At 66.2% G+C, this 24,320-nt stretch carries 18 protein-coding genes; 9 read left to right on the forward strand and 9 right to left on the reverse strand.

Going from position 1 to position 24,320, the window contains the following annotated elements; translation table 11 throughout:
- Nucleotides 1–26: 26 nt before the first annotated feature.
- The 5 genes from ACFQ00_RS02175 to pip all read left to right on the forward strand — a co-directional run bounded on the left by ACFQ00_RS02175 (nucleotide 27) and on the right by pip (nucleotide 7,096).
- Nucleotides 27–1,376 carry an aspartate aminotransferase family protein gene (locus ACFQ00_RS02175; protein WP_381485516.1) on the forward strand — a complete coding sequence of 450 codons (1,350 nt, stop codon included), beginning with the start codon at nucleotides 27–29 and terminating at the stop codon, nucleotides 1,374–1,376.
- Entirely contained in the window at nucleotides 1,376–2,914 is a 1,539-nt protein-coding gene (locus ACFQ00_RS02180) for an AMP-binding protein (protein WP_381485519.1), read from the forward strand. The genes ACFQ00_RS02175 and ACFQ00_RS02180 overlap by 1 nt, the downstream gene beginning before the upstream one ends.
- Nucleotides 2,911–4,269 carry an APC family permease gene (locus ACFQ00_RS02185; RefSeq protein WP_381485523.1) on the forward strand — a complete coding sequence of 453 codons (1,359 nt, stop codon included), beginning with the start codon at nucleotides 2,911–2,913 and terminating at the stop codon, nucleotides 4,267–4,269. Before ACFQ00_RS02180 ends, ACFQ00_RS02185 begins: the two co-directional genes overlap by 4 nt.
- Nucleotides 4,269–6,080, forward strand: a complete 1,812-nt coding sequence (locus tag ACFQ00_RS02190) for a CocE/NonD family hydrolase (RefSeq protein WP_381485527.1) — start codon at nucleotides 4,269–4,271, stop codon at nucleotides 6,078–6,080. The genes ACFQ00_RS02185 and ACFQ00_RS02190 overlap by 1 nt, the downstream gene beginning before the upstream one ends.
- A 62-nt stretch (nucleotides 6,081–6,142) precedes the next feature.
- A complete protein-coding gene (gene pip / locus ACFQ00_RS02195) occupies nucleotides 6,143–7,096 on the forward strand; it encodes a prolyl aminopeptidase (protein WP_381485530.1) in 954 nt (317 codons plus the stop codon).
- A gap of 18 nt (nucleotides 7,097–7,114) precedes the next feature.
- Here pip and ACFQ00_RS02200 read toward each other — a convergent pair whose 3' ends face one another.
- The 4 genes from ACFQ00_RS02200 to ACFQ00_RS02215 form a co-directional block, all read right to left on the reverse strand.
- Nucleotides 7,115–8,164, reverse strand: coding sequence for a GGDEF domain-containing protein (locus ACFQ00_RS02200; RefSeq protein WP_381485533.1), 1,050 nt, complete (start codon nucleotides 8,162–8,164; stop codon nucleotides 7,115–7,117).
- 139 nt (nucleotides 8,165–8,303) lie between these two features.
- Nucleotides 8,304–9,698: a DEAD/DEAH box helicase gene (locus ACFQ00_RS02205; protein WP_381485536.1), complete on the reverse strand. Its 1,395-nt coding sequence runs from the start codon at nucleotides 9,696–9,698 to the stop codon at nucleotides 8,304–8,306.
- A 109-nt stretch (nucleotides 9,699–9,807) separates the two neighbouring features.
- Nucleotides 9,808–11,229, reverse strand: coding sequence for a GGDEF domain-containing protein (locus ACFQ00_RS02210; RefSeq protein WP_381485539.1), 1,422 nt, complete (start codon nucleotides 11,227–11,229; stop codon nucleotides 9,808–9,810).
- 109 nt (nucleotides 11,230–11,338) lie between these two features.
- Complete coding sequence (locus ACFQ00_RS02215; protein ID WP_381485542.1) at nucleotides 11,339–14,371, reverse strand: TonB-dependent receptor; 3,033 nt, start codon at nucleotides 14,369–14,371, stop codon at nucleotides 11,339–11,341.
- Nucleotides 14,372–14,692: 321 nt separating this feature from the next.
- Here ACFQ00_RS02215 and ACFQ00_RS02220 point away from each other — a divergent pair, with 321 nt between their 5' ends.
- Entirely contained in the window at nucleotides 14,693–16,117 is a 1,425-nt protein-coding gene (locus ACFQ00_RS02220) for an FAD-binding oxidoreductase (RefSeq protein WP_381485544.1), read from the forward strand.
- Nucleotides 16,118–16,121: 4 nt separating this feature from the next.
- Here ACFQ00_RS02220 and rimO read toward each other — a convergent pair whose 3' ends face one another.
- The 5 genes from rimO to serS form a co-directional block, all read right to left on the reverse strand.
- On the reverse strand, nucleotides 16,122–17,450 hold the full coding sequence (rimO, locus tag ACFQ00_RS02225; RefSeq protein WP_381485547.1) for a 30S ribosomal protein S12 methylthiotransferase RimO: 1,329 nt from the start codon (nucleotides 17,448–17,450) through the stop codon (nucleotides 16,122–16,124).
- 142 nt (nucleotides 17,451–17,592) lie between these two features.
- A complete protein-coding gene (locus ACFQ00_RS02230; protein ID WP_381485549.1) occupies nucleotides 17,593–18,084 on the reverse strand; it encodes a hypothetical protein in 492 nt (163 codons plus the stop codon).
- A 4-nt stretch (nucleotides 18,085–18,088) separates the two neighbouring features.
- Nucleotides 18,089–19,132 carry a peptidoglycan DD-metalloendopeptidase family protein gene (locus ACFQ00_RS02235; RefSeq protein ID WP_381485552.1) on the reverse strand — a complete coding sequence of 348 codons (1,044 nt, stop codon included), beginning with the start codon at nucleotides 19,130–19,132 and terminating at the stop codon, nucleotides 18,089–18,091.
- Nucleotides 19,133–19,181: 49 nt separating this feature from the next.
- Entirely contained in the window at nucleotides 19,182–19,949 is a 768-nt protein-coding gene (gene surE / locus ACFQ00_RS02240) for a 5'/3'-nucleotidase SurE (RefSeq protein ID WP_381485554.1), read from the reverse strand.
- On the reverse strand, nucleotides 19,946–21,217 hold the full coding sequence (gene serS / locus ACFQ00_RS02245) for a serine--tRNA ligase (RefSeq protein ID WP_381485558.1): 1,272 nt from the start codon (nucleotides 21,215–21,217) through the stop codon (nucleotides 19,946–19,948). The genes surE and serS overlap by 4 nt, the downstream gene beginning before the upstream one ends.
- A 93-nt stretch (nucleotides 21,218–21,310) precedes the next feature.
- Here serS and ACFQ00_RS02250 point away from each other — a divergent pair, with 93 nt between their 5' ends.
- The 3 genes from ACFQ00_RS02250 to nadB are packed head-to-tail and all read left to right on the forward strand — an operon-like array spanning nucleotide 21,311 to nucleotide 24,307.
- Entirely contained in the window at nucleotides 21,311–21,751 is a 441-nt protein-coding gene (locus tag ACFQ00_RS02250) for a host attachment family protein (protein ID WP_381485561.1), read from the forward strand.
- 43 nt (nucleotides 21,752–21,794) lie between these two features.
- Nucleotides 21,795–22,715, forward strand: coding sequence for an ABC transporter ATP-binding protein (locus tag ACFQ00_RS02255; protein ID WP_381485563.1), 921 nt, complete (start codon nucleotides 21,795–21,797; stop codon nucleotides 22,713–22,715).
- Entirely contained in the window at nucleotides 22,712–24,307 is a 1,596-nt protein-coding gene (gene nadB, locus ACFQ00_RS02260) for an L-aspartate oxidase (protein ID WP_381485566.1), read from the forward strand. Before ACFQ00_RS02255 ends, nadB begins: the two co-directional genes overlap by 4 nt.
- Nucleotides 24,308–24,320: the final 13 nt, after the last annotated feature.

A 24,320-nucleotide genomic window follows, 5' to 3' on the forward strand; every position in this document is an offset into this window, starting at 1 on the left:
CGGGCGCGCCATCACCTTCGGAGAGCATGATGTCTGATGCAACGCCTCGCAAAGCTGCGGCGCTCGAGAGGCTGCGCGCCCGCACGCCGGGGTCCGCGGCGATGCGTCCGCGCGCCGAGCGACGCCTCGCGCTCGAGGCCGTCCCCACCTTTGCGATGCCGGTGCCGCTCTACATCGAAAGCGGCGACGGAGCGTATATGACCGACGTGGACGGCAACGCCTATCTCGATCTCGCCATGGGTTTCGGATCGCTCATCCTCGGCCACCGTCCGCCCGAGGTTGTGGCCGCGATGCGTGAGCAACTCGACAAGGGCTGGCATACGATCCTGCCGGGCCTGGCCCAGATCGAGCTTGCCGAACTGCTCGCGGAGGCCGTGCCGTGCGCGGAGAAAGTCGCCTTCCAGAATTCAGGCACCGAAGCCACGATGTTCGCGATGCGGCTCGCGCGCGCATTCACGGGCAAGGACCGCGTTGCCGTGTTCGGCGGCGGTTATCACGGCACGCACGATTATGCGCTGGTACAGGAAGACCCGACGACGCCCGAGGCGGCGCCGGCCACCAAGACGGTCGGCGGCGGTATTCCCGGCGCGGTGCGAGACCAGACCATGCTCGCGCTCCCCTATCGAAACGCTGCCGCGTTCGATCTCATCCGCAAGCACCGGGACGAGCTGGCGCTCGTCGTGATCCAGCCCGTTCAGAACACCGTGCCGCATCTCGACAACGGCGCTTACTTACGCGAACTGAGAGCCGTGTGCGATGAGGCGGGCGTGCTCCTGATGTTCGACGAGGTGGTGACGGGCTTCCGCCTCGCCTACGGGGGCGGGCAGGTCTATTACGGCGTCACGCCCGATCTTGCGGCGTTCGGCAAGATCATCGGCGGCGGCACCGCCGTGGGCGCGGTCTGCGGCCGCGCCGATATCCTTGGGTTGTTCGCCAAGGGCGGCACGGCGGGCGTGTTCGCGGGCGGAACCTTCAACGGCAATCCGCTGACGATGAGCGCAGGCGCGGCGACACTGCGTGCGCTGAAGGCGCGTAAGGACACGCTCTACCCAGCACTCGCAGCGAAGGCCGCCCGCATGGCCGAAGCGGTTATCGCGCACTGCGAAAAGCATGAAATGGACGTGACGCTGATGCACGCCGCGTCGATCCAGTGCTTTCATTTCCGCAAAGGCCCGATCCATTCGTTCCGCGAGACCTACCCGGCGAACCGTGCCGCCGAGGAGGCGTTCTATGCGCTCGTGCTCGATCGCGGCATTCTCCTGCCGAGCTTCCACGTCTACTTCCTTTCCGCCGCGCACGACGACGCGATGATCGACCGCGCGACCGGCGCGTTCATCGAGGCGCTCGACGATTGCCGCGCTGACGGGCTGCTGTGATGAAGACCAATGATCTTTTGGCGTGGGATCTGCTCGAGGCACAGGCGGCAGCGCTTGGCGACAAGGACTTCCTGCGCTTCCATAGCGGCCGCGTCAGCTATGCCGCGTTTCGCGCGCTTGCCGAAACCACGGCGGGGCGGCTCCACACCGCAGGCGTTCGCCCCGGCGACATCGTGCCGACCTTCCTGCCGAACGGCATCGCCGCGGCTGCAACATGGTTCGCGCTCATGCGGCTGGGTGCGGTGTGGGCGCCGATCAACACCGAGTTCCGCGGCACGCAGCTCGTCGCCGCGCTGAACGCGACGGGCGCACGGCTGATCCTCGTCGATCCGCGCTACGTCGACCTCATCACGGGCGTTCTTCCCGAGCTTCCCGCTGTCCGGGATGTGATCGTTTCCGGCGCTCCAACACACGACGTCGGTGCGGTGCGCTTCCAGACGCTCGAAGATATTCCGCCGACATCCTCGCCCCGTGCCGACGTGGAGCGCACGGCGATCGCCATGATCCAGTTCACGTCGGGCTCTACGGGTGTGTCGAAACCCGTGCAGCTCAGCCACGGCTATCTCGTCGGGCAGGCGCGGCTCACCTCGCGCTATTTCGATTTGCAGGAGAGCGACGTCGTTTACTGCCCGTTCCCGCTCTATCACTGGGACGCGACGATCGGCACGGTGATGGGATCGCTTGTCACGGGTGCGACCGCGGCGCTCGGCGAACGCTTCAGCGTCTCGCGCTTCTGGGACGATATCCGGGCCTTCGACGCCACCATGTTCGATTTCATGGGCTCGACGCTCACCTTCCTCTATCAGCGCGCGCGCGATCCGCGCGACCGCGAACATCGCGTGCGCCTCGCGTGGGGGCTGCCGATGCCGGAATTCCGCGCGGACTTCGAAGCCCGTTTCGGCTTTCCGCTCTACGAAGGCTATGGCAGCACCGAAGGGGGTGTCTGCGTTTTCCAGAACCCCGGCGAGGCGTATCCGAAAGGGAGCTGCGGTCAGGTCGCGCCGGAATTCGAGCTGCAATTGCTGGACGACGAGCGGAAGTCGGTGCCCACCGGCGAGGTCGGCGAGATCGTTACACGGCCGCACGATCCCACGCTGATGTTCAGCGGCTATCTCGGGATGCCTGAAGTGAACGCGGAACTGATCCGCGATGGCTGGTATCACACCGGCGATCTCGGGAAACTGGATGCGGCGGGCAATCTCTATTTCGCGGGCCGGAAGAAGGACATCATCCGTCGCCGCGGCGAGAACATGTCGGCGCTCGAGATCGAACGCGGTATCGAAACGCATCCGGCGGTGTTCGAGGCGGCGGCGTTCGGCGTGCCGAGTCCGGCGACCGAGGAGGATGTCGCCGTGGCGGTCGTGCTTCGCCCCGGCGCCGCGCTCACGGATGACGACCTGCGCGCTTACTGCGAAGGCCGCATGGCGCGCTACATGGTGCCGGAGCATGTGCTGTTCATGGATGCACTGCCGAAGACGCCGACCGAAAAGATCGACAAGCCCGCACTGAAACGCCTGTTCGCGGAAACACGCGGATGAGCGCCGGCCTTCGCCGCACGCTCACGCCGCTGCAACTGGCAGCGATCGGCATGGGCACCACGATCGGCGTCGGCTGGATCGTCGTCACCGGCGGCTGGATCGCGAGCGCGGGGCCGCTTGGTGCAGCACTCGCATTCCTTATCGGCGGCGCGGTGATGGGGCTTGTCGCGCTTTGCTATGCCGAGGCCGCGACGCGCGCGCCGGAGGCGAACGGAGAGTACGGCTACGTCTCGATGGCGTTCGGGCGCGGCTGGGGCTTCGTCGTCGGCTGGAGCGCGCTGCTCGGCTACGTCGGCATCTGCGGCTTCGAAGGGCTGGCGCTGGCGTGGCTGCTCGGCGTTCTGGCGCCGGATTTCACCGGACCGACACTCTACACGGCGGTCGGCGTGCCGGTGCGCCTGCTCGATCTTGCCGTCATCATCGGCGGCGCGCTGTTCTTCACCGCGATCAATTATTTCGGCGCGCGCGAATCGGCGCGTGTGCAGGTGGCGGTCACGGTCGGCAAGGTGCTGCTCAGCCTCGGCTTCGTCGCGATCGGTTTCGGGGGCGGCGCACCTGCCAATCTTGAGCCCGCGTTCCTGCCCACAGAAACACCGTGGCACGGTGTGCTCGCCGTGCTCGTCATGGTGCCGGCGTGGTTCTGCGGTTTCAACGCGCTACCGCAGGCGCTCGGCGAAGCGCGCGAACGCCCGGCCGCGCGTGCGCTCGCCCGTTTGCTCGGGATGGTGATCCTGCTCACCACGCTCTTCTATGTCTCCGTCATCACCGCGACCGCCTTTGCGGCGCCGCGCGGCGTGCTCGATGGCGCCGAGCTTCCGGTCGTTGCGGCGATGGAGGCGGTGGCGGGACCGTGGGGCGGGCGCATCGTGCTCGTCGCGGGTGTCGTCGCGCTGCTCAGCGCGTGGAACGCGGCGATGTTCGCGGCCTCGCGGCTGCTCTACGCGCTCGCGCAGGATGGGGCTTTGCCCGCCGCGCTCGCGCGCGTGCATCCGAAGAACGGCACGCCGTCGATCGCCGTGGTGTTCGTGGGGGTGATCGCGCTCCTCGGCGGCCTCATGGGCCGGGCGTTTATCGAGCCGTTGGTGCAGATCGGTTCGATGGGGTTCGCGGTCGCCTTCATCGGTGCGTGCCTGTCGAGCCTCGCGCTTCGGCGCGGCACGGCCGGCAGCCGCTTTCCCGTGTTCGCGGCATGGGTGGGCGCGCTGACGCTCGCGGGCGTTGTCGCCTATTCGGCGTGGACGATCCTCGCGGATACGGGGGAGAGGCTGCCCGAGGCCGCGGCGCTCGCGCTCTGGGCAGGGCTCGGCGCGGCGATGTGGATGTTCACCAACATACGAAAGAGAAGGGGGTCCTGATGCTCCGTCGCGTCGCCACGTTGGTCGGTTTGTGCCTGCTCGGCGCCTGCGCGGTGCAAGCGCCGGTGGAGCGCCCCGCGGGCTGGAGCGACCAGTCCTATTATCTGCCGATGCGCGACGGCGTGCGTTTGGCGGTGAGCTACCATTTCCCGGGTGGCCAGCCGCCGCTTACCAAGGCCACCACGATCCTGATCCAGACGCGCTATGGCCGCGGCGTGGAGGCCCGGCGTGGCGGATCGCCCACGGATATCGAGATGTTTCTTGCGCGCGGCTACGTCGTCGCTGTCGTCGATACGCGCGGTTCCACGGCTTCGTTCGGCCCCCGCGACGTGGAAATGGGCCCCGACGAGCGCGAGGACATGGATGAGATCATCGCCCATCTGGCCGCCCGCGAATGGTCTGACGGGCGCGTGATCGGGTACGGAATTTCCTACATGGCCGATACCGCTGAGTTCGCCTTGAGCCGTCCGGCGCCTGCGCTTATCGCGTCTGTTCCGCGTCAGCTGGATTTCGACGCCTATCTGCAAGGGTTTCTGCCCGGTGGCGTGCAGAATAATTTTCTCCTCTACACGTGGGGCAACCACACGCTGACGGTCGATTCGGGTCGATCTTCCAAGAACCCGGCACTCGATTGCCGGCTGCGGGTCGAAGATTGTCCGGGCCTGTTTCCAGAGGTCCAGCCTGTCGACGAGGACCATGATTTCTCGCTGCTGCGGGAGGCCTTCGGCGGGCGTCGGCACTGGAAGCCGGAGGACTATGTCAACGCGCCGTTCCGCGACGACAAGGGCGACAACGGCTTTTCCATGATGGATTTCTCGCCGGCGGCCGAACTCGCCGGGCTCATCCGCGAGAACAAGCCGGTGATGATCTGGGGCTCGTGGATGGATGGCCCGAGCGCGCAGGCGGCGATCACGCGGTTTCATTCGACGCCGGATGCGCCCGTCGAGATCGTGATCACCGCCAACAACCACGGCCACGATCGCAGCGCCGATCCGTTCTTCCCCGACCGCGTCGTACCGGTGCCGACGCGCGACGCGCAGTTCGCTACCGTCTTCGATTTCATGGACCGCGTCCGCGCGGGCAAGTCCGTCACGCGCAACATTCACTACTACGTGCTCGGCGCCGATACCTTCCGCGACACGAAGGTCTGGCCGCCCGTCGGCGTCGCCGACACGCGCCTCTACCTCGCGCCCGAAGGAACGTTGCAGGCGCAGCGTCCGGCGAAGGCCGAACACGTCGACTACACGGTCGATTTCACTGCAGGCACCGGCAAGAACACGCGCTGGTCCACCCAGTTCGGCGCGCCGCCCATCTATCCTGATCGCCGCGAAGCGGATGCGAAGCTGCTCGTGTTCGACAGCGTCGCGTTCGATGCGGACATGGAGCTGGCGGGCACGCCGGTGATCGAACTCTTCGCCGCCGCGCAATCGAACGATCCGGTGTTCTACGCCTATCTGGAGGACGTCGCGCCCGATGGCCGCGTGACGTACATCACCGAAGGCCAGCTCCGCGCGATCCACCGCGCGCCCGCCGATCCCGCCACCCTGCCCTACGATCAGGGACCGGCACCGCACAGCTTCCGGCGCGCGGACGCGCTCGCCGTCGTGCCCGGCGAGACGATGCGCATCGAGTTCGCGCTCAATCCCACTGCGGCGCTTATCCGCAAGGGTCACCGCCTGCGCATCGCCATTGCGGGCGCCGATGCGGACGTGTTCCGCCGCTATCCGGAGCAGGGGCCGGAGCGGTTCCGTGTATCGCTGGGTGCCGATGCGGCGAGCGCAATCACGGTGCCGCTGCGCCCCTGGCGCTAAAGCTGTTTGCCCTCCCATCGCCGATGCGGCATCGCTTCCCGCCAGACGAAAGGAAGCGGGCGATGGGTGCGTTGAGGACATTGTATCCCGAGATCGAGCCGTATGAGACGGGAATGCTCGACGTGGGCGACGGGCATCAGATCTATTACGAGCGTTCGGGCAAACCCGGCGGCAAGCCTGCGGTGTTCCTGCACGGTGGCCCCGGCGGCGGCATCTCGCCAGCGCATCGGCGCCTGTTTGATCCCGATGTCTACGATGTGATGCTGTTCGATCAGCGCGGCTGCGGCCGGTCGCTGCCCTATGCGTCGCTGGAGGCGAACACGACGTGGCACCTCGTTGCCGATATCGAGCGGCTGCGCGCGCTCGTAGGCGCTCAAAAGTGGCTGGTGTTCGGCGGCTCGTGGGGCTCCACCCTCGGGCTCGCCTATGCGGAAACCCACCCCGAGCGCGTCAGCGCGCTCATCCTGCGCGGCATCTACACATGCACGCGGCAGGAACTCTCGTGGTATTACCAGTTCGGCGTCTCGGAGATGTTTCCGGACAAGTGGGAGCGTTTCATCGCCCCGGTGCCGGAGGCAGAGCGTGGCGACATGATCGGCGCCTACCGTCGCCTGCTCACCGGAGACGACGAGGCGTCAAAGCTCGCCGCGGCAAAGGCATGGAGCATCTGGGAGGGCGAGACGATCACGCTGCTCCCGGACCCGTCCTTTTCGGCACCGTTCCACGACGGCCACTACGCGCTGGCCTTCGCGCGTATCGAGAATCACTATTTCCACCATGGCGCATGGCTCGAAGACGGCCAGCTGCTGAACAACGCCGGGCGGCTTCGCGGTATTCCCGGCGCGATCGTGCACGGCCGCTACGACATGCCGTGCCCCGCGCGCTACGCCTGGGCGCTCCACAAGGCGTGGCCCGATGCGGCGTTCCATCTCGTGGAGGGTGCCGGCCATGCCTATTCGGAGCCGGGAATCCTTCACCGGCTGATCGAAGAGACGGATCGTTTCAGAAATGGCTGAGACGCAGGTCGGCGCCGGTCAGGCGGCGTGCGCGGCGGCCTTGGGTGCGGCCGCGCCTTCGAGTTCGTCCTCGCCCACCACGCGGTTGCGGCCGGTCGCCTTCGCCCGGTAGAGCGCCATGTCGGCGCGCTCGACGAGCGTGTCGACCGTGTCGTTCCAGCGCAGCTGCGAGATGCCGAGCGACAGCGTGATGCGCCCCACTTCCTTGTTGCTGTTCTTGGCGCGGACACTGCGCGACGAGATGTAGTCGCGGATCTGTTCGCAGATGTCATGTGCCGCCTGCAGCGTCTTGCCGGGCAGCACGATCACGAACTCCTCGCCGCCGAAGCGCGCGGGGTAGCCGACGCCGTGCGAAAGCTGCTCGAGGCTCTGGCCCACAAGGCGCAGCACCTCGTCGCCCATGCGGTGGCCCCACGTGTCGTTGAACTGCTTGAAGTGGTCGATGTCGCAGAACGCGACGCATAGCGGCTTGCGATCGGCGAGCGCGCGGCCCGCCTGCGCTTCCAGATACGAGGTGAACGCCTTGCGGTTCGAAAGGCCGGTCAGCGGATCGGTGCGGCTTTCGGTGCGCGCCGTTTCCAGATCCTGTTTCAGGATGTTGATTTCCTGGCCCGAGATCGCGAGCTGCGCTTCCAGCCGCTCGGTCTTGTCGATCATCGCGCCGGTGGCGGAGACGAGCTCGGCGAGCAGTGCGCGCTGCGTGTCGATGTCGGCGGCGGCGTTGATGCTGTCGGAGCTTTCACGCAGCGTGCGGCTGTAGTCCTTGGCGTCGCCGCCGGTTTCCTCGACGAAGTGTGCCATGCGCTTCAACTGCGCCTGCGTCTGGTCGATGAGCGTGCTGAGGTCCGACGGCATCGAGGCGCCGTAGAGCTCGCGGCGGATGTTGTGCATCGCGCGCGTCGAAACCCGGCCGACGGTCTGCATCACCGCATCCACGGCAACGCGCAGTTCGGGGTCGGACCCGGTGACGTAGCGATACCAGAATTCGTAATTCGCGGGCGTGGGCGAGATTCCTCCAGCCTCCATGTGCTGTCGGATTTCCTCGAAAATCTGGCCCGAATCTGTCATTTATAGCCCGCCGAATGTCCCCTGAGACCTTGCCTGCGGCGTTCCGTGCCCGTTTCGGCACACGGAAACCCCACTGACCGGCCCATTCCTGGGAACCTATGGCAGGCTCTGGTTAAAATTTCCGAAAAGTAAGAAGAAATCAGCCGCGTGCGGAGACGGAAAGGAAGTCGGGGAGGGGGCCGTTCCAGCCGCCGTCATCGAACTCTTCCTCACGGGCCGAGCGCGGAGCCGCCTTGGGCGCAGGGTCTGCACGCGGCGCCTCCGGCTTGCGGTCGCCGCCCCGCGCACGTTTTCCGCCCCGCGCGCGGCTGCCTGCCGGGCGGGCGTCCTTGTCGGCGTCCCTGCCCGCATCCCTGCCTGCGTCCGCGTCTCTTTCAGCACCTTTATCGGCACTTTTGGCGCCGCCGCCGTCCTGCTGCGGCACCGTGCCACGGCGTTCGACGCGGGCGCCGATCAGCTTCTCGATGTCGGCTACGAGTTCCGCGTCGGCGGAGGTCACCAGCGTCACCGCAATGCCGGTCTTGCCGGCGCGTCCGGTGCGGCCGATGCGGTGCACATAGTCTTCGGCGTTGAACGGCACGTCGAAGTTGAAGACGTGGCTGACGCCCTTGATGTCGAGGCCCCGGGCCGCGACATCGGAGGCGACGAGGATCGAGATGCGGTCGGCCTTGAAGTCTTCCAGCGTCGACAGCCGGTCGCGCTGCTCCATGTCGCCGTGAATCTGCCCGGCGCGGAAACCATCGCGCTTCAGCGATTCGGCGAGTTCCTTCACGTCGCGCTTGCGATTGCAGAAAACGATCGCGCTGGTCACCTCTTCGGCGCGCAGCAATTCGCGCAGCGCCTGCTTCTTCTCGCGCGGCCCTGTCATCAGCAGCGACTGCGCGATGTTGGCGTTGGTGCTCGATTGCCGCGCCACCTCGATCATGCGCGGTTCTTTCAGGAAGCGGTCGGCGAGCTTCTTGATGGGCGGCGCCATGGTGGCGGAGAAGAGCAGGCTCTGACGATTCGGGCCGAGCAGCGAGCAGATGCGCTCCACATCGGGAATGAAGCCCATGTCGAGCATACGGTCGGCCTCGTCGATGACGAGGATGTCGACGCCCGACAGCAGGATCTTGCCGCGCTCGAACTGGTCGAGCAGGCGGCCGGGCGTCGCGATCAGCACGTCGACGCCCTTTTCCAGCGCTTTGTCCTGATCGCCGAAGCTGACGCCGCCGATCAGCAGCGCCATCGAGAGATTGTGGTTCTTGCCGTATTTCAGGAAGTTCTGTGCGACCTGGTCGGCAAGCTCGCGCGTCGGTGCGATGATCAGCGAGCGCGGCATCCGGGCACGGCCGCGGCCGTGGGCAAGGATGTCGATCATTGGCAGCACGAAAGAGGCGGTCTTCCCGGTTCCTGTCTGCGCAACGCCGATGATGTCGCGGCCCATCAGAACAAGCGGAATCGCCTGCCGCTGAATGGGGGTAGGCTCAGTGTAGCCGCTGTCTTCAACAGCCGCGAGAAGCTCGTCCGAAAGGCCGAGGGCGTGAAAGCTCAAATTCAATGACCTTGTGCAGGCGTTAACAGGGTGCCTTGCGCCGCGCTTTTGGCGCTTCCCTGCCAAATGTCAAGGAAACTGCGCGACGCAGCGTCAAGAGGCCGCGTTCTCAGCGGACGATCTGCACCCGGTCGCGGCCGCTCGACTTGGCAAGATACATCGCCGCGTCGGCGGCTTTCAGCACGTCTGCGGGCACTCGGCCGCGCGCCAGTGCCGCCACGCCGACGCTGATCGTTACCGGCACGACGCCGTCCGGCATGTCGTCCGTGTCGGAGCAGGCCTTGCGCAGCGCCTCGCACAGACCCGCTGCCTGATCGAGGCTGCGGCCCGGCATCAGCACGGCGAACTCTTCGCCGCCGAGCCGCCCGACGAGGCCGTGGCGCCCGACGATGGCCATCGCAAGCGCGCCGACATGGCGCAGCACGGCGTCGCCAACGTCGTGGCCGAAGCGGTCGTTCACGGACTTGAAGTGATCGACATCAAACAGCGCGACCGAAAAGGCGGTGCCGTTGGCGTTGGCGGCCTCGCCCGCGGCTTCGAGCCGGGCGAGGAACATGCGGCGCGAAGCGGTTCCGGTCAGCTCGTCGGTGGAGGCTTGTCGTTCGGCGATCGCAGCGAGCGCATCGCGCTCATCGAGCACCGAAGCGACGGGAAGCGCGGGCAGGAACGCGACCGCGAGGAAGAACTGGAAGAAGTAGATCCGGTCGGCAACGTCGCCGGGCATCAGGGCGATCGGCCCGGAGCCGATGGTCGTGAAGTAGGAGCCGATGCACGCGACGATGACGACGGCAACCGTCGCGCCCACCGAACGCAGACGGAAGGTCGTCAGCAGCATTGGCGGCAGCAGCAGGAACAGCATCGGCCAGCGCGTCTGACCGAAGACGAGGAGGCTGAGGCCGGTCACGAGCGCGAACAGCGCTACGGCCTCGATTGCGCTGCGGCCTTGCAGGAACGAGCGTTTCCCGGACCAGATCGCGAAAACGATCAGCAGGATGGGCGTTACCAGCAAGAGCCCGAGCGTATCGGAGGCGAACCACGACAGCCAACTGCGCCCCATTGCCTCGTCCACGGCTGCGGACATGAATGGAGCGCTCAGCGATGCCGAGCAGGCAGCAGCGGCGATCGACGATGCGATGAACTTCAGCAGGTGGTCGGGATGCTCGAGTTGCAGCGGCCCACCTACCAGGCGCCGGGTGAGAAGGGCGGCGAAGGCCGCCTCAGCGATGTTGACCGCGGCGAAGGGCGCGGCGGCAAAGGCGGGGTATCCGCCGAGCAGGTTCGCCGCGAACCCGGCGATCCAGACCGAAACGACATAAGGCAGCCAGCGTCGCGTGGGCACGACCAGCAGCGCGGCGAGTACCAGCGCGTTCGCGGCCCACACTGTCGCCATGCCGACGGACCAGCCCGTCAGGCGGATATTGATGAGCGCGACGATGAAATGCGCAAGGCCGATGACGAGCGGGCCCGTGGTGAACGGGCCCTTCGCCCGCACCGCGCGCTTCTCGATCATGTAGAAGCCTTGATTCAGCATGAGTCCCCGCCCGTTTCAGGGCGCGATATAGCGCGGATCCTGAATTAAACCTTTACAAAAAATGCAGGCGGAACCGAAGTCCCGCCCGCATCCTTGTCTAAACCTCGTTCTAGAACTTGAAGCCGGCACCCACGCCGTAGCGGCGCGGCTCCAGGGTGAAGATGTTGGTGAAGAGGCCCGATGAGGCATCGGTCACGTAGAGGCCGGTGGTGGCGTTGTTGTCCAGAAGGTTCTGGACGAAGCCCCGGATGTACCAGCGATCGTTCGCGCCATTCAGCTGCAGCTGGGCGTTGATCTGGGCGTAGCCCGGGATCTTGTTGACCGTCCCGTTGAAGATGCTGCCGTAGCTTTCACCCGTGTAGGTGAGGTCGACGCGCGGGACGAGCGACATGCCGTTGTCGAAGTCCGCCGTGTACTGGGCGCCCACCGAGAACTTGTAGTTCGGCGCCTGCGGCAGCTTGTTGCCCTTCAGGTTGACCTCGACACCCGACGGCGCGACCGAGATTCCGCCGAACAGCGATCCGGCCGATGCGGCCGCGGCCGTGAGCACGCTGCAGATGCTGAATGCGCCCGTCGCGCCGATGCCGCTGTCGGAGGGGAACGGCGTCGTTCCGGCGAGCGGCGAGTCGTTCGGCTGCGATGGCGTCCTCGGCACAAGTCCGCTGGACGTGACGATGCTGGGGTTGATGACGTTCGCGTTCACGTAGTTCACGAAGGCGTTGGCACCCGCGGCGTTTCCGGCGGTGGTCGGGACCACGGCGCAGTTCGAAGCGTTGGTGATATCCTTGATGATCACAACGTCCGAACGGCCGCCGGAGGGGTCGCGGGGGTTCGAGAGGAACTTGTCGCTCGCCACCTTGGTGTGCAGGTAGCTGAAGCCCACGTTGAACAGCAGGCCCGGCGTCGGGCTGAGGATCGCGTCGCCTTCAACGCCGTAGATGTCGGCGTCGACATTGTCGTTCACCGATGTGCGCGCGACGATGCGGCTGAGCTGCAGGCCCTTGTACTTGTAGTAGAAGGCCGTGAGGTTCAGCTGCAGCGTGCCGTCGAGGAAGCTGTTCTTGGAGCCGATTTCGAACGAGTCGATGAACTCGGGTTCGAAGCTGTCCGACACCGCGAAGATCGGCGACAGCGGCGGGTTGATACCGCCCGATTTGTAGCCGCGCGAGTAGGATGCGTAGAGCAGGTTGTCGTCGGTGATCTTGAAGTCGAACACGGCGCGGCCGGTCCACTCCTTGAACGAAACCTGACGGTTCTGGAAGGCTTCGCATCCGGCGACCGAGCCCGCAGCGCCGACGGGCGAGCCCGCCGGGCAGGGCGTTCCGGGGTCGGCGTCGAAACGCGCCGCAAAGGGCGAGTCGAAGGCGTTGTCCAGCGTGTGCGGGGTAAGGAAGTTGGCGAGCGTGGTGCGGGCGCGCACGTTTTTCTTGTCGCTGTTGTAACGCAGGCCGAGCGTCAGCTTGGCGCGGTCGCTGAACTCGTAATAGACCTCGCCGAAGATGCCGTATGATTTCAGACGGAAGTAATCCGTATTGTTCCGGTAAGAGGGCGTGGCGAGATAGCTCGGCACCGGTATGCCATTGGAGAAGGAATTGAAGGCGCCAAGGACGCCGCTGGCATAATCGAGGCCGAAGGCGTTCACGTAGTAGCTGTTCTCGGTCAGCTTCAGGTCCGCATAGATGCCGCCGATCAGGAAGTTGATCGGGCCATCGAAGTTGCTGGTGAGAATGCCTTCGATCGACCAGTCCGTGCTCTTCTGGACCGACCTGTCGAAGTCCTGCGGTGTCGCCGCACACACGACATGGCCGCCGTAGCTGCCGGTGCCGGTCGGTTCGGCGTCGGACGTGCAAAGCGCGCCGCCCGGGCCGCTCGGAATAAGCGCCGATGCGACCGGGGCGAGATAGCCCGCAAGGCCCGGGGGAAGCGGAATAAGACCGTTCGCCCCGGCGTAGAGCGCGGTCAGACCCGCAGTGTAACCTGCGCGGTTCTGCACAGAGAGGTTGTAGTCCTGCCGCGAATCGACCCGGCTCGCGTGATAGAGGCCGGTCACCTGCGCGGTGAAGGCGCCGATGTCCTGCGTGATGCGCGCCTGATATTGCTCTTCATCGGTGAAGTAGGTCGGCGTGAAGTCGGTGTTCACCTTTCGCACGTCGTCGGGGTTGGTGAAGCCGGCATAGACGTCGGGGCCGTAGAGGCTGCCGAGCGCGAACGCGGTGGGCAGCCCCTGCGTCGCGAAGAATTCGCGGGACGTCAGGATCGAGGCGACCGTCGCATTGCCGTTCAGCGTTTCGAACTTCAGGTCGCCCGGAAGGCAGCCGAGAATGCCGGTCGGATCGCGCTGGCACTTCTGTTTCTGGATACGGGCGCGGTTGTCTTTTTCGCGGAAGTAATACCCCATCAGGTCGATGGTCGTTGAGTCGGTCGGTTCCCAGCGCAGCGAGCCGCGGATCGCGTACATGTCGCGGTCGTCGATGTCGTTGCCGTCATAGACGTTCTCGGTATAGCCGTCGCGCTTCTGGTAGAAGCCGGCGAGGCGGATGCCGATCGTGTCGCCGACCGGCAGGTTGAGCATTCCCTTCAGCTTTATGGCGTTGAAGTTGCCGTATTCGGCATCGCCTGCAGCGCCGAAGCTGCCAAGTTCAGGCTTCGCGGTAACGAGATTGACCACGCCGGAGGTCGCATTGCGGCCGAACAGCGTGCCTTGGGGCCCGCGCAGCACTTCGATGCGCTCCAAGTCGAAGAACTCGGTTTCAAAGAGGCGGGTCTGCAGCAGCGGCGTGTCGTTCACGTGGATGGCGGTCGCGGAATCGCAGGTCACGCCCACGCAAAGATCGCCGATACCGCGGATCGTGAAGCTGGATGAGGTGAAGTTGCCCTTGCTGAACGACACGTTCGGCAGCGTGAGCTGAAGGTCGCTCGAATTCTCGATCTGCTGGCGCTCCATCGCCTGCGAGGAGAAGGCGCTCACGGCGATCGGCACGTCCTGCAGCGATTCAGCCTGGCGCTGGGCGGTGACGATGATGGTTTCGATGCCGGAGTCGTTCTGCTCGGTCACCTGCGCGAACGCGGGCGAGGCGGCGAGGACGGCGAGTGCTGAGGCGCTGGAAACGAAGACACTACGGGCGCGGAAACGTGACTGCATGACGAGTACCCTCCCAAGGTTACCGTTGCATCCGCGCGCCTGTTCTGGTGTGGCGCGTCGGACGGCGGGAGGAGGCCCAGCCCATCACAGCGATAGCCTCCCCTATACCGCTCGAAGGGCATAGAAACCCGGATTCAAGGGCTTGTCCAGCGATGCCGCGCGATCCCCCGGTTTTGAACAGGTATACTGACATCGCTGACAGCAAACCGTTGCCGGATTGCAACGCTTGTGGCCTTGCGGACTATCGGTTTTTGCAGGGTGCATTTCGGAAAACGTTGCAGCTTCCGTGGGGCGGCGGTTTCCCCTAAAGCGGGCGCCGCTATGGCGACACAACCCGAAACCACCGTCCTCGACCTCTTTCGCGATGCTGCCGGACCCGGCGGCTGGTCCGACGATCCCGATCGTCTCGCGCCCAAGCTCACCGATTGGCGCGGCCAGAAGACGGGCACCTCGCCGCTGCTCCTCCTGCCGCGCGATACCGAGACGCTGGCGCGCATCGTCAGAATCGCGAACGAGACCGGCACACCGCTGGTGCCGCAGGGTGGCAACACGGGTCTTGTCGGCGCCGGCGTGCCGGAGGAGGACGGCCGCGCCGTGCTCGTCTCGATGGACCGCATGAACCGCATCCGCGCGCTCGATGCGACGGGCTTCACCGTCGTCGCCGAGGCGGGCGTGATCCTGGAGACGCTGCACAAGGCCGCCGAGGACGCGGACTGCATGTTCCCGCTCTCGCTCGGCGCCAAGGGCTCGGCAACGGTCGGCGGCCTCATCTCGACGAACGCGGGCGGCGTTCAGGTGCTCCGCTACGGCAACATGCGCGCGCAGGTGATCGGACTCGAAGCCGTGCTGCCCGATGGCAGCATCCTCGATCAGCTCACGCCGCTGCGGAAAGACAATACCGGCTACGATATCAAGCAGCTGCTGATCGGCGCCGAAGGCACGCTCGGCTTCGTCACCGCAGCGTCGCTCAGGCTGATGCCCGCGCCGCGCGAAATGGCGACGGCGTTCGTCGCGCTCGACGATCCGCACGCTGCGCTCTCGCTGCTCGCCCGTCTCAAGGCGGCGACCGGCGACAATCTCGATTCCTTCGAGCTGATCCCGCGCCACGGCATCGATCTCGTGCTGCAGCACATCCCCGGCGCGCGCGATCCGCTGTCGGACGTCTATCCGTGGTACGTGCTTGTCGAGGCGACCTCGGCGATGGCTGGCGAGACGCAGCGTCAGGCGCTGGAAACGGGTCTTGCCGCCGCGTTCGAAGATGGGCTGGTGCGCGATGCCGCGCTCGCCGAAAACCGTGCGCAGGGCCTCGATTTCTGGCGCCTTCGCGAAGAGCTGCCCGAGGCCGAACGTCTCGACGGGCCTTCGGTGAAGCACGACGTCTCGGTGCCCGTTTCCGATATGCCGCGCTTCATGGAGGAGGCGACGCGGATCATCGAGGCGGACTGGCCGGGTACGCAGGTGATGGCGTTTGGCCATCTCGGCGACGGCAACGTGCACTTCAACGTGAAGACATCCGAGCCGGGTCCGCGCACCGAACTGATGGCGCGCCGCTACGAGGTCAGCGACCAGATCTACGACATCGTCGTGCGGTACGGCGGCTCGATCAGCGCCGAACACGGCATCGGCACGTCGAAGGCGAAGACCTTCGCGCGCCTCGGCAACCCGGCAAAGATCGCCGCGATGCGCGCGGTGAAGGCCGCGCTCGATCCAAACGGCATCATGAACCCGGGCAAGATTTTCGTCTGAAGTCTTAAGCGGGGACGCCGAACAGGTCCGTTTCGTCGGCGTCCTCGATGCGCACGCGCACGATATCGCCCGGCGCCACATCGGCGTCGCGCAGCAGCACCTGGCCGTCGATCTCGGGCGCGTCCCACTGCGAGCGCCCGGTCGCGCCGCCCTCATCGTCCGCCTCGTCGATGATCACATCGATCTCGCGGCCCACGCGGCTTTGCAGGCGCGCGGCTGAAATCCGGGCCTGCGCTTCCATGAAGCGGTGCCAGCGCTCATCCTTGATCTCTTCCGGTACCGCGCCGTCCAGCGCATTGGCGGCAGCGCCCTCGACGGCTTCGTACTTGAAGCAGCCGGCGCGATCGATCCCGGCGTCCTCCAGCCAATCGAGGAGATACTGGAAATCCGTCTCCGTCTCACCAGGGAAGCCGACGATGAAGGTGGAGCGGATGGCGAGGTCGGGGACGATAGCCCGCCACGAGCGGATGCGCTCCAGCGCCTTCGCCTCGTTCGCGGGCCGCGCCATGCGCTTCAGCACCGCCGGGCTCGCGTGCTGGAAGGGAATATCAAGATAGGGCAGCACCAGCCCCTCGGCCATCAACGGCATCAGCTGATCGACGTGCGGGTAGGGGTAGATGTAGTGCATCCGCACCCACGCGCCGAGCTTGCCGAGATCACGCGCCAGATCGGTGATGTGTGCGCGGTATTCGTGCCCTTCCCACTTCGAAGTCGCGTGCCGGATATCGACGCCATAGGCCGATGTGTCCTGGCTGATGACGAGCAGTTCCTTCGTGCCCGCTTCCACCAGTTTCGCGGCTTCCCGTACCACCGCCGCTGCCGGCCGGCTGACGAGATCGCCGCGCAGGGAGGGGATGATGCAGAACTTGCAGCGGTGATTGCAGCCCTCCGAAATCTTCAGATACGAATAGTGGCGCGGCGTTAGCTTCAGCCCCGCCTCCGGCACCAGGTCGACGAACGGCGATGGCACCGGCGGCGCGGCCTCATGCACGGCCTCGACGACGGCCTCATATTGATGCGCCCCCGTCACCGCGAGCACATCGGGGAAGCGCGCGCGGATCACGTCCGCCTCGTTCCCCATGCACCCGGTCACGATCACGCGGCCGTTTTCGGCGATCGCCTCACCGATCGCGGCAAGGCTCTCTTCCTTCGCCGAATCGAGGAAGCCGCAGGTGTTCACCAGCACGACGTCGGCGCCCGCATAGTCCGGGCTCATCGCATAGCCGTCCGAGCGCAGCTTGGTCAGAATCCGCTCGCTGTCGACCAGCGCCTTCGGGCAGCCGAGCGACACCATGCCGACCTTCGGCGGCGCGGGGAGCGTTTTCACGGTCATGAGACGCGCGCCAGTGACGGAAAACGCGCCCGGACGCAAGGGGGCGTGCCCTCTAACTTCCCGTCACCCCGGCGCAGGCCGGGGTCCATAACCAGCGTCGCATGGATCCCGGCCTGCGCCGGGAGGACGGGAAGGGAGTGATTTACTGCGCTGATGGCAGCGTGATCGGTTCGACCGCTCCGAACCGATCGACAAGCACATGGCCAGCGTATGCGCCCCTGTAACCATGATGTCCCGGCCACAGGCTTTCCCAGCCGCTAAAACGGACGCGGAACTTCGCATATCCGCCTGCGCGGTTGTCGAGGTGTTCCGAAAGGGCGGGGAAATCTAGGGATGCCTGCGAATCAATGCTCAGCCACTTGCATTTCGTCAAATCCATAGAGGCTTCGTCGGGGCAGAACCTCGACACTTCTAATCCTGACACGAATGTGCCGTTGAACGACTTCTTGAAGCCGAAACTTGCTTCCCATGGGCATTGCCCCGGCGCGATGCGATCCGCGTAGCGCGCTGGTGTCAATGGAGAGGGTAGATGAGCGCAGATTTGGGGGAGTGTGGGGAACTCATCCCGAAAATCGTAGAGTGTGAAGCCGATAGCTGCTGCCACGCCGATCGCAACGAACGCGGCTATGTGCATGGCTTTACCCAACCCCCGGCAAAAGCGGCAGCGGGTCGACCGGCTTCTTGCCTTGCCGGATCTCGAAGTGAAGCTGCGGCTCGTCCACGGAGCCGGTCTTGCCGACACGGGCGATGGGGTCGCCCTGGCGCACCGTGTCGCCGCGGATCACGAGCAGGTCTTCGGCGTGCGCATAGGCCGTCACCCAGCCGCCGTCATGCTTCAGCAGCACGAGATTGCCGAAGCCCTCCACGGCGTTTCCGGCATAGGCCACGACGCCGTTCGCCGCCGCGCGGATCGGCGCCCCGGCGGGGGCACGGAGATTGATGCCGTCGTTGTAGAGTCCGCCGGATTTCGCGCCGAAGCGGCTGATGAGCTTGCCCTCTACCGGTGCGGCGAAACGCCCGTTGAAAGCCGGGGTCGGCGGCAGCGCGGCCACCGCCTGCGGCGGCGCGGTTTCGCCCGCCGGGTGCGCCGCGGCGGCGGCTTCGGTCGCGGCGGGTTCGCTGCCGGTGATGAGGTCGTCGATGTCGATGGTGAAGGCGGCGGCGCGTTCGGCGAGCGTCATCTCGCGGACCTGCGCCTTCGTCGGCAGCCGCAGCCGCTGGCCGACGCGCAGCGTGTAGGGCGCCTTCAGTTCGTTGGTCGTGACGATGCCTTCCCAGTCCGCGCCATAGGCGCGCGCGATGGTGATGCCCGTCTCGCCCGCCTTCACCGTGTGATAGCGCCCGCCGGGAATGTTCAGCGCCTGCCCCACCTCGATCGTGTAGGGCGGCGCGATCCTGTTCGCCTGCGCGATCGCCTGTACGGAGGAGCCCGTGCGCTCGCCGATGCGGGAGAGCGTATCGCCGCGCGCGACGGTGACCGTCTGCTGCGGCACGTCGACAGCGTCCGCGACCACCTTCACCGGCTTCCAAGGCGCGCGCTTGGGGGCGGCCTGTGTCACCGGTGCGGGGGTGGCGGCGCTTTCGATCGGCTTCTTCGGCGTCGGCACGGGAAATTGCGGGCGCGACGGGGCCGAGCAGGCGGCGGCGAGAAGCAGGACGAAAGGAACGGTGAAGCGGAACATGGAGATGTCTCTAACCCGGCGAGACGCGGATTTGAATCGTCGAAAGCGCCTAGCCGAGGTGTTTCACCGCATCGCGCAGTGCGTCCAGCGTCTCGTAGTGGGTGAGGTCGAGGTGCAGCGGCGTCACGGCGATCAGGCCTTCGTGCGTCGCCTGCAGATCGGTGAGGTGTCCGGCCTCCGAAGCCTCGCGTCCCAGCCCGAACCAGTAATAGGTGAAGCCGCGCGGGTCGACGCGCTCCTCGATGGCGGTGGCGCCGTAGTCGCGGAAACCCTGTTCGGTCACGCGCACGCCCTTCACCGCATCCGGTGCAACGGCGGGGAAGTTCACGTTCATCAGCACGCCCTTGGGCCATGTCTTCGCGGCGAGCGCACGCACCACCGTGGCGCCCCACTTCGCCGCCGTCTCGAACGCCTGCGCCGCGCGCATGGAGCCAAGGCACTGGCTGAGTGCGATGGCGGGAATGCCGTAGAGCGTTGCCTCCATCGCCGCTGAAACGGTACCCGAATAGGTGACGTCCTCGGCAAGATTCGCGCCGCGGTTCACGCCCGAGAGCACGAGGTCGGGCAGATTGTCCTTCATCAGGAGGCCGAGCGCCATCATCACGCTGTCGGTCGGCGTGCCGCGCACCGCGAAGCGGCGCTCGCCGTGCTTCTGCAGGCGGATCGGTTGCGAGAGCGTCAGCGAGTGCCCCGCGCCTGATTGCTCTTCGGCGGGCGCGACCACCCAGATGTCGTCGCTGAGTTCGCGCGCGATCGCCTCAAGCACTGCCATGCCGGGGGCATGATAGCCGTCGTCGTTGGTGAGCAGGATCCTCACGGCCGCAGTGCCTCCAGCCCGCCCATGTAGGGGCGCAGCGCTTCGGGGATCGTCACCGATCCATCCGCCTGCTGATAGTTCTCCAGCACCGCGACGAGCGTGCGGCCCACGGCGAGCCCGGAGCCGTTCAGCGTGTGGACGAACGCCGTGCCTTTCTCGCCCGCCGCGCGGTGGCGCGCGTTCATGCGCCGCGCCTGGAAGTCGCCGCAGTTGGAAACGCTGGAAATCTCACGGTAGCAGCCCTGCCCAGGCAGCCAGACCTCCAGATCATAGGTCTTGCGCGACGCGAAGCCCATGTCGCCGGAACACAGCAGCATCACGCGATAGGGAAGCCCAAGCGCCTGTAGGATTCCCTCGGCGCACTGCGTCATCCACGCATGTTCTGCCTCGGATCGGTCGGGCGCCGCGATCACCACCATTTCGACCTTCTCGAACTGGTGCTGGCGGATCATGCCCTTGGTGTCCCGCCCCGCCGAGCCTGCCTCGGCACGGAAGCAGGGGGAGAGCGCGGTCAGGCGCAGCGGCAGGCTCGCGGTGTCGAGGATCTCACCCGCCACGAGGTTCGTGAGGCTCACCTCGGCGGTCGGGATCAGCCAGCGGCCATCCGTCGTCTGGAACAGGTCTTCGGCGAACTTCGGAAGCTGGCCGGTGCCGTACACCGCTTCGTCGCGCACGAGCAGCGGCACGGCGGTTTCGGTGAAGCCGTTCGCGATCTGCCGGTCGAGCATGAACTGCGCGAGCGCGCGGTGCAGGCGGGCGACGCCGCCGCTCATCACCGCGAAGCGCGCGCCGGAAAGCTTCGCGGCCCGCTCGAAATCGAGGCCGAGCGGCGCGGCGACGGCATCGTGCTCCTTCGCTTCGAAATCGAAGGTACGCGGCTCCCCCCACGTCTTCAGCACCACGTTCGCGGTCTCGTCCGGTCCCTCCGGCACATCGGCGGCGGGCAGGTTCGGAATGGCCGAGAGCCGCGCGTTCAGCGCCTCGGAAAGTTCGCGTTCCTTCGCTTCGAGGTCGGGGATGCGCGTCTTGAGCTCGCTCACCTCGGCCATCAGCGCGGCAGCGGCGGCCTCATCCTTCTGCGCCTTCGCGGCACCGATCGCCTTCGAGGCTTCGTTGCGGCGGGTGAGCGCGGCCTGCAGCGTCGTTACGGTTTCACGCAGTGCGGTGTCTTCGCCAAGGATTTCCGCTGACAAGGGCGTGAGGCCTTTGCGCGCTAGACCCAGATCAAATTCGGCGGGGTTTTCCCGGATATAACGGATGTCATGCATGGCGAAGGCTCTATGGAACGGCCGCCTTTGGGTCGCAACCGGTTTCGCCATGCTGCGTTGAAGCTTCACACACAGGCCGAAAAGGGAGACGCCATGATCCTCCAGCACAAGACCGAGATTTGCGTCGCCGACGGGCGCAAGCTGCTGCTGCTCGTCAACGAGGGCGACACGAAGTTCCCCGATCTGCAGGTGATCCGCGAGGAAGAGCAGGAGCTGCGCCCCGACCGAGAACTTTCAAGCGACAGGCCGGGCCGCAGCTTCCAGAGCGTCGGCACGCGGCGCCACGGCTATGAGGAAACCGATTTCAAGCAGCTCGCCGAGGATCGTTTCGCAGCGGACGTCGCCGATATCCTGAAAAAGCGTGCACTGGCGGGGAAAACAGACCGCCTTGTCGTGATCGCGCCGCCCGCCACGCTTGGCGAGATGCGCAAGCATTACCACAAGGAAGTCGTGGACCGCATCGTCGCCGAGATCGCCAAGGAGGCGACCAATCTGCCGCCCGATGCCATCGCCGCGATGGTGGAGGCCGCGTAAGTCCGCTTGGCGGGCATGGGCGTCCGCGCTATGCGAGGCGTCCATGCAGCCCGCCATCGAAATCCGCGACCTCGAAAAAACCTATTCAGACGGAAAGCGCGCCTTGAAGGGCGTCAGCTTCGATGTGCCGCGCGGTCAAATCTTCGGCCTGCTCGGCCCCAATGGCGCGGGCAAGTCGACGCTGATCAACATCCTCGCTGGTCTTGTGAACAAAACCGGCGGCACCGCGCGCATCTGGGGCTTCGACATCGATGCGGATCGCAGGAACGCCAAGCGCGCGATCGGCATCGTGCCGCAGGAGATTCTGTTCGACGCCTTCTTCACGCCCTTCGAGGCGCTGGAGATTCAGGCCGGGCTCTACGCTGTGCCGAAGGCCGAGCGTCGCTCGATGGAAATCCTCCGCGCACTGCGCCTCGAAGACAAGGCGCACGCCTATGCGCGCACGCTCTCGGGCGGCATGAAGCGGCGGCTCCTCATCGGCAAGGCGCTCGTCCACAATCCGCCGATCCTGATCCTCGACGAGCCCACGGCGGGCGTCGATATCGAGCTGCGTCAGCAGCTCTGGTCATACGTCCGCCAGCTCCACGCGGCGGGCACCACGGTCGTGCTCACCACGCACTATCTCGAAGAGGCCGAAGAGCTTTGCGACCGCATCGCGATCATCAACAACGGCGAGGTCGTGGCGAACGACGAGACGCACGCGCTCCTTGCGAGCGCGCAGGAAAAGTGCCTGATCGTCACGGTGGATCGCGATCTCGATAGCCCGCCCGCCGGGCTTCCCGCCGAGAAGGTGGAGGTGAAGGGCAGCCGCCAGCTCATCCTCACCTACAATCGCAGCGTGCTCACTGCCGGCGAGCTTCTGCAGGCGATCAGCGCCACCGGCCTTGGCGTCGTCGACGTCTCGACCCGCGAGGCGGACCTCGAAGACGTGTTCCTCCACCTCACGCAGCAGCAGGCAGCATGACGACAGAGTTCGACGTTCTCGTCATCGGCTCCGGCGCGGCCGGGCTTACCTGCGCGCTCAACCTCGCGCAGCATTTCCATGTCGGCGTGCTCTCGAAGGCTGACCTGTCGGCCGGGTCTACGGCATGGGCGCAGGGCGGCATCGCCGCCGTGCTGGAGCCGGGCGACACGTTCGAAAGCCATATCGAGGATACGATGGTGGCGGGCGCGGGGCTCAACCACCGCGACATCGTCGAGTTTGTCGTCGAGAACGCCCCCGCCGCGATCGAGCGGCTCGCCGAGATCGGCGTGCCCTTCAACGAAGGCGGCACCGAACGCTGGCACCTGACGCGCGAGGGCGGCCACAGCCATCGCCGCATCGTCCACGTCGACGACGCGACCGGCTGGGCCGTGCAGCAGGCGCTCGAAAAAGCTGCCGCCGCCAGCCCCAACATCACGCTGCTGCCCGACAGGGTCGGCATCGATCTCGTCACCAGCCGCCACGGCGAGCGCTATTCGGGCGACGGGCACGTCTGGGGCGTCTACGCGCTCGACCGCGCCACCGGCCGCGTCGAGACGCTGACCGCGCGCGCCACCGTGCTCGCCACCGGCGGCGCGGGCCGCACCTATCTGTTCTCCACCGCCCCGCGCGGCGCCACCGGGGACGGCATCGCCATGGCGTGGCGCGCGGGCTGCCGCGTCGCCAACATGGAATTCATGCAGTTCCACCCGACCTGCCTCTACAACCTTGAGGTCAAGAATTTCCTCATCACCGAGGCGGTGCGCGGCGAGGGCGGCCACCTGAAGCTGCCCCCCGGCGTCCCCGGCGGTGGTGAGCGCTTCATGCCGCGCTTCGATCCCCGTGCCGAGCTTGCCCCGCGCGACATCGTTGCCCGCGCGATCGACCACGAGATCAAGCGCCTCGGCCTCGATTACGTGCATCTCGATATCAGCCACCGCGAACCGGAATTCGTGAAGCATCACTTCCCGAACATCTACGAAAAGCTGCTCGGTCTCGGTATCGACATGACGAAAGCGCCGATCCCGGTCGTCCCCGCGCAGCATTACACCTGCGGTGGCGTCGTCATCGACCGCGACGGCCGCACCGACCTCCCCGGCCTCTATGCGGCGGGTGAGGTCAGCCACTCCGGCCTCCATGGCGCGAACCGCCTCGCCTCCAACTCGCTCCTCGAATGCTTCGTGTTCGGCGAGGCTGCGGCGAAGCACATCACGGCGAGTTGGGACGGGCTCGCATCGCCGCCGCCGATCCGCGCGTGGGACGAGAGCCGCGTCACCGATTCGGACGAAGAGGTTGTCATCAAGCAGAACTGGACGGAAATCCGCCGGTTCATGTGGAACTATGTCGGCATCGTCCGCACCACCAAGCGGCTGGAGCGCGCGCAGCACCGCATCAAGCTGCTCACCGGCGAGGTCGAGGATTTCTACGGCCACTTCCGCGTGACGCCCGACCTCATCGAGCTGCGCAATCTTCTCACGGCCGCCGACCTCATCGTCCGCTCCGCGCTCCGCCGCCACGAAAGCCGCGGGCTGCACTACACGCTCGATTATCCGCAGCCGTCATCCTCGGCAGAGGACACGGTGCTGATCCCGTAGCTTCTCATTGTAC

The organism is Sphingosinicella xenopeptidilytica, assembly GCF_042676985.1.
Classification (GTDB): Bacteria; Pseudomonadota; Alphaproteobacteria; order Sphingomonadales; family Sphingomonadaceae; genus Sphingosinicella; species Sphingosinicella xenopeptidilytica.

What these genes read in the sequence shown, in the direction of transcription:
- ACFQ00_RS02190 (WP_381485527.1), top strand. Translation starts at nt 4,269, where the DNA reads ATGCTCCGTCGCGTCGCCACGTTGGTCGGTTTGTGCCTGCTCGGCGCC.
- nadB (WP_381485566.1), top strand. Translation starts at nt 22,712, where the DNA reads ATGACGACAGAGTTCGACGTTCTCGTCATCGGCTCCGGCGCGGCCGGG.
- ACFQ00_RS02220 (WP_381485544.1), top strand. Translation starts at nt 14,693, where the DNA reads ATGGCGACACAACCCGAAACCACCGTCCTCGACCTCTTTCGCGATGCT.
- rimO (WP_381485547.1), bottom strand. Translation starts at nt 17,450, where the DNA reads ATGACCGTGAAAACGCTCCCCGCGCCGCCGAAGGTCGGCATGGTGTCG.
- ACFQ00_RS02210 (WP_381485539.1), bottom strand. Translation starts at nt 11,229, where the DNA reads ATGCTGAATCAAGGCTTCTACATGATCGAGAAGCGCGCGGTGCGGGCG.
- pip (WP_381485530.1), top strand. Translation starts at nt 6,143, where the DNA reads ATGGGTGCGTTGAGGACATTGTATCCCGAGATCGAGCCGTATGAGACG.
- ACFQ00_RS02215 (WP_381485542.1), bottom strand. Translation starts at nt 14,371, where the DNA reads ATGCAGTCACGTTTCCGCGCCCGTAGTGTCTTCGTTTCCAGCGCCTCA.
- ACFQ00_RS02200 (WP_381485533.1), bottom strand. Translation starts at nt 8,164, where the DNA reads ATGACAGATTCGGGCCAGATTTTCGAGGAAATCCGACAGCACATGGAG.
- ACFQ00_RS02180 (WP_381485519.1), top strand. Translation starts at nt 1,376, where the DNA reads ATGAAGACCAATGATCTTTTGGCGTGGGATCTGCTCGAGGCACAGGCG.
- ACFQ00_RS02230 (WP_381485549.1), bottom strand. Translation starts at nt 18,084, where the DNA reads ATGCACATAGCCGCGTTCGTTGCGATCGGCGTGGCAGCAGCTATCGGC.
- ACFQ00_RS02250 (WP_381485561.1), top strand. Translation starts at nt 21,311, where the DNA reads ATGATCCTCCAGCACAAGACCGAGATTTGCGTCGCCGACGGGCGCAAG.
- serS (WP_381485558.1), bottom strand. Translation starts at nt 21,217, where the DNA reads ATGCATGACATCCGTTATATCCGGGAAAACCCCGCCGAATTTGATCTG.
- ACFQ00_RS02175 (WP_381485516.1), top strand. Translation starts at nt 27, where the DNA reads ATGATGTCTGATGCAACGCCTCGCAAAGCTGCGGCGCTCGAGAGGCTG.
- ACFQ00_RS02255 (WP_381485563.1), top strand. Translation starts at nt 21,795, where the DNA reads ATGCAGCCCGCCATCGAAATCCGCGACCTCGAAAAAACCTATTCAGAC.
- ACFQ00_RS02185 (WP_381485523.1), top strand. Translation starts at nt 2,911, where the DNA reads ATGAGCGCCGGCCTTCGCCGCACGCTCACGCCGCTGCAACTGGCAGCG.
- ACFQ00_RS02235 (WP_381485552.1), bottom strand. Translation starts at nt 19,132, where the DNA reads ATGTTCCGCTTCACCGTTCCTTTCGTCCTGCTTCTCGCCGCCGCCTGC.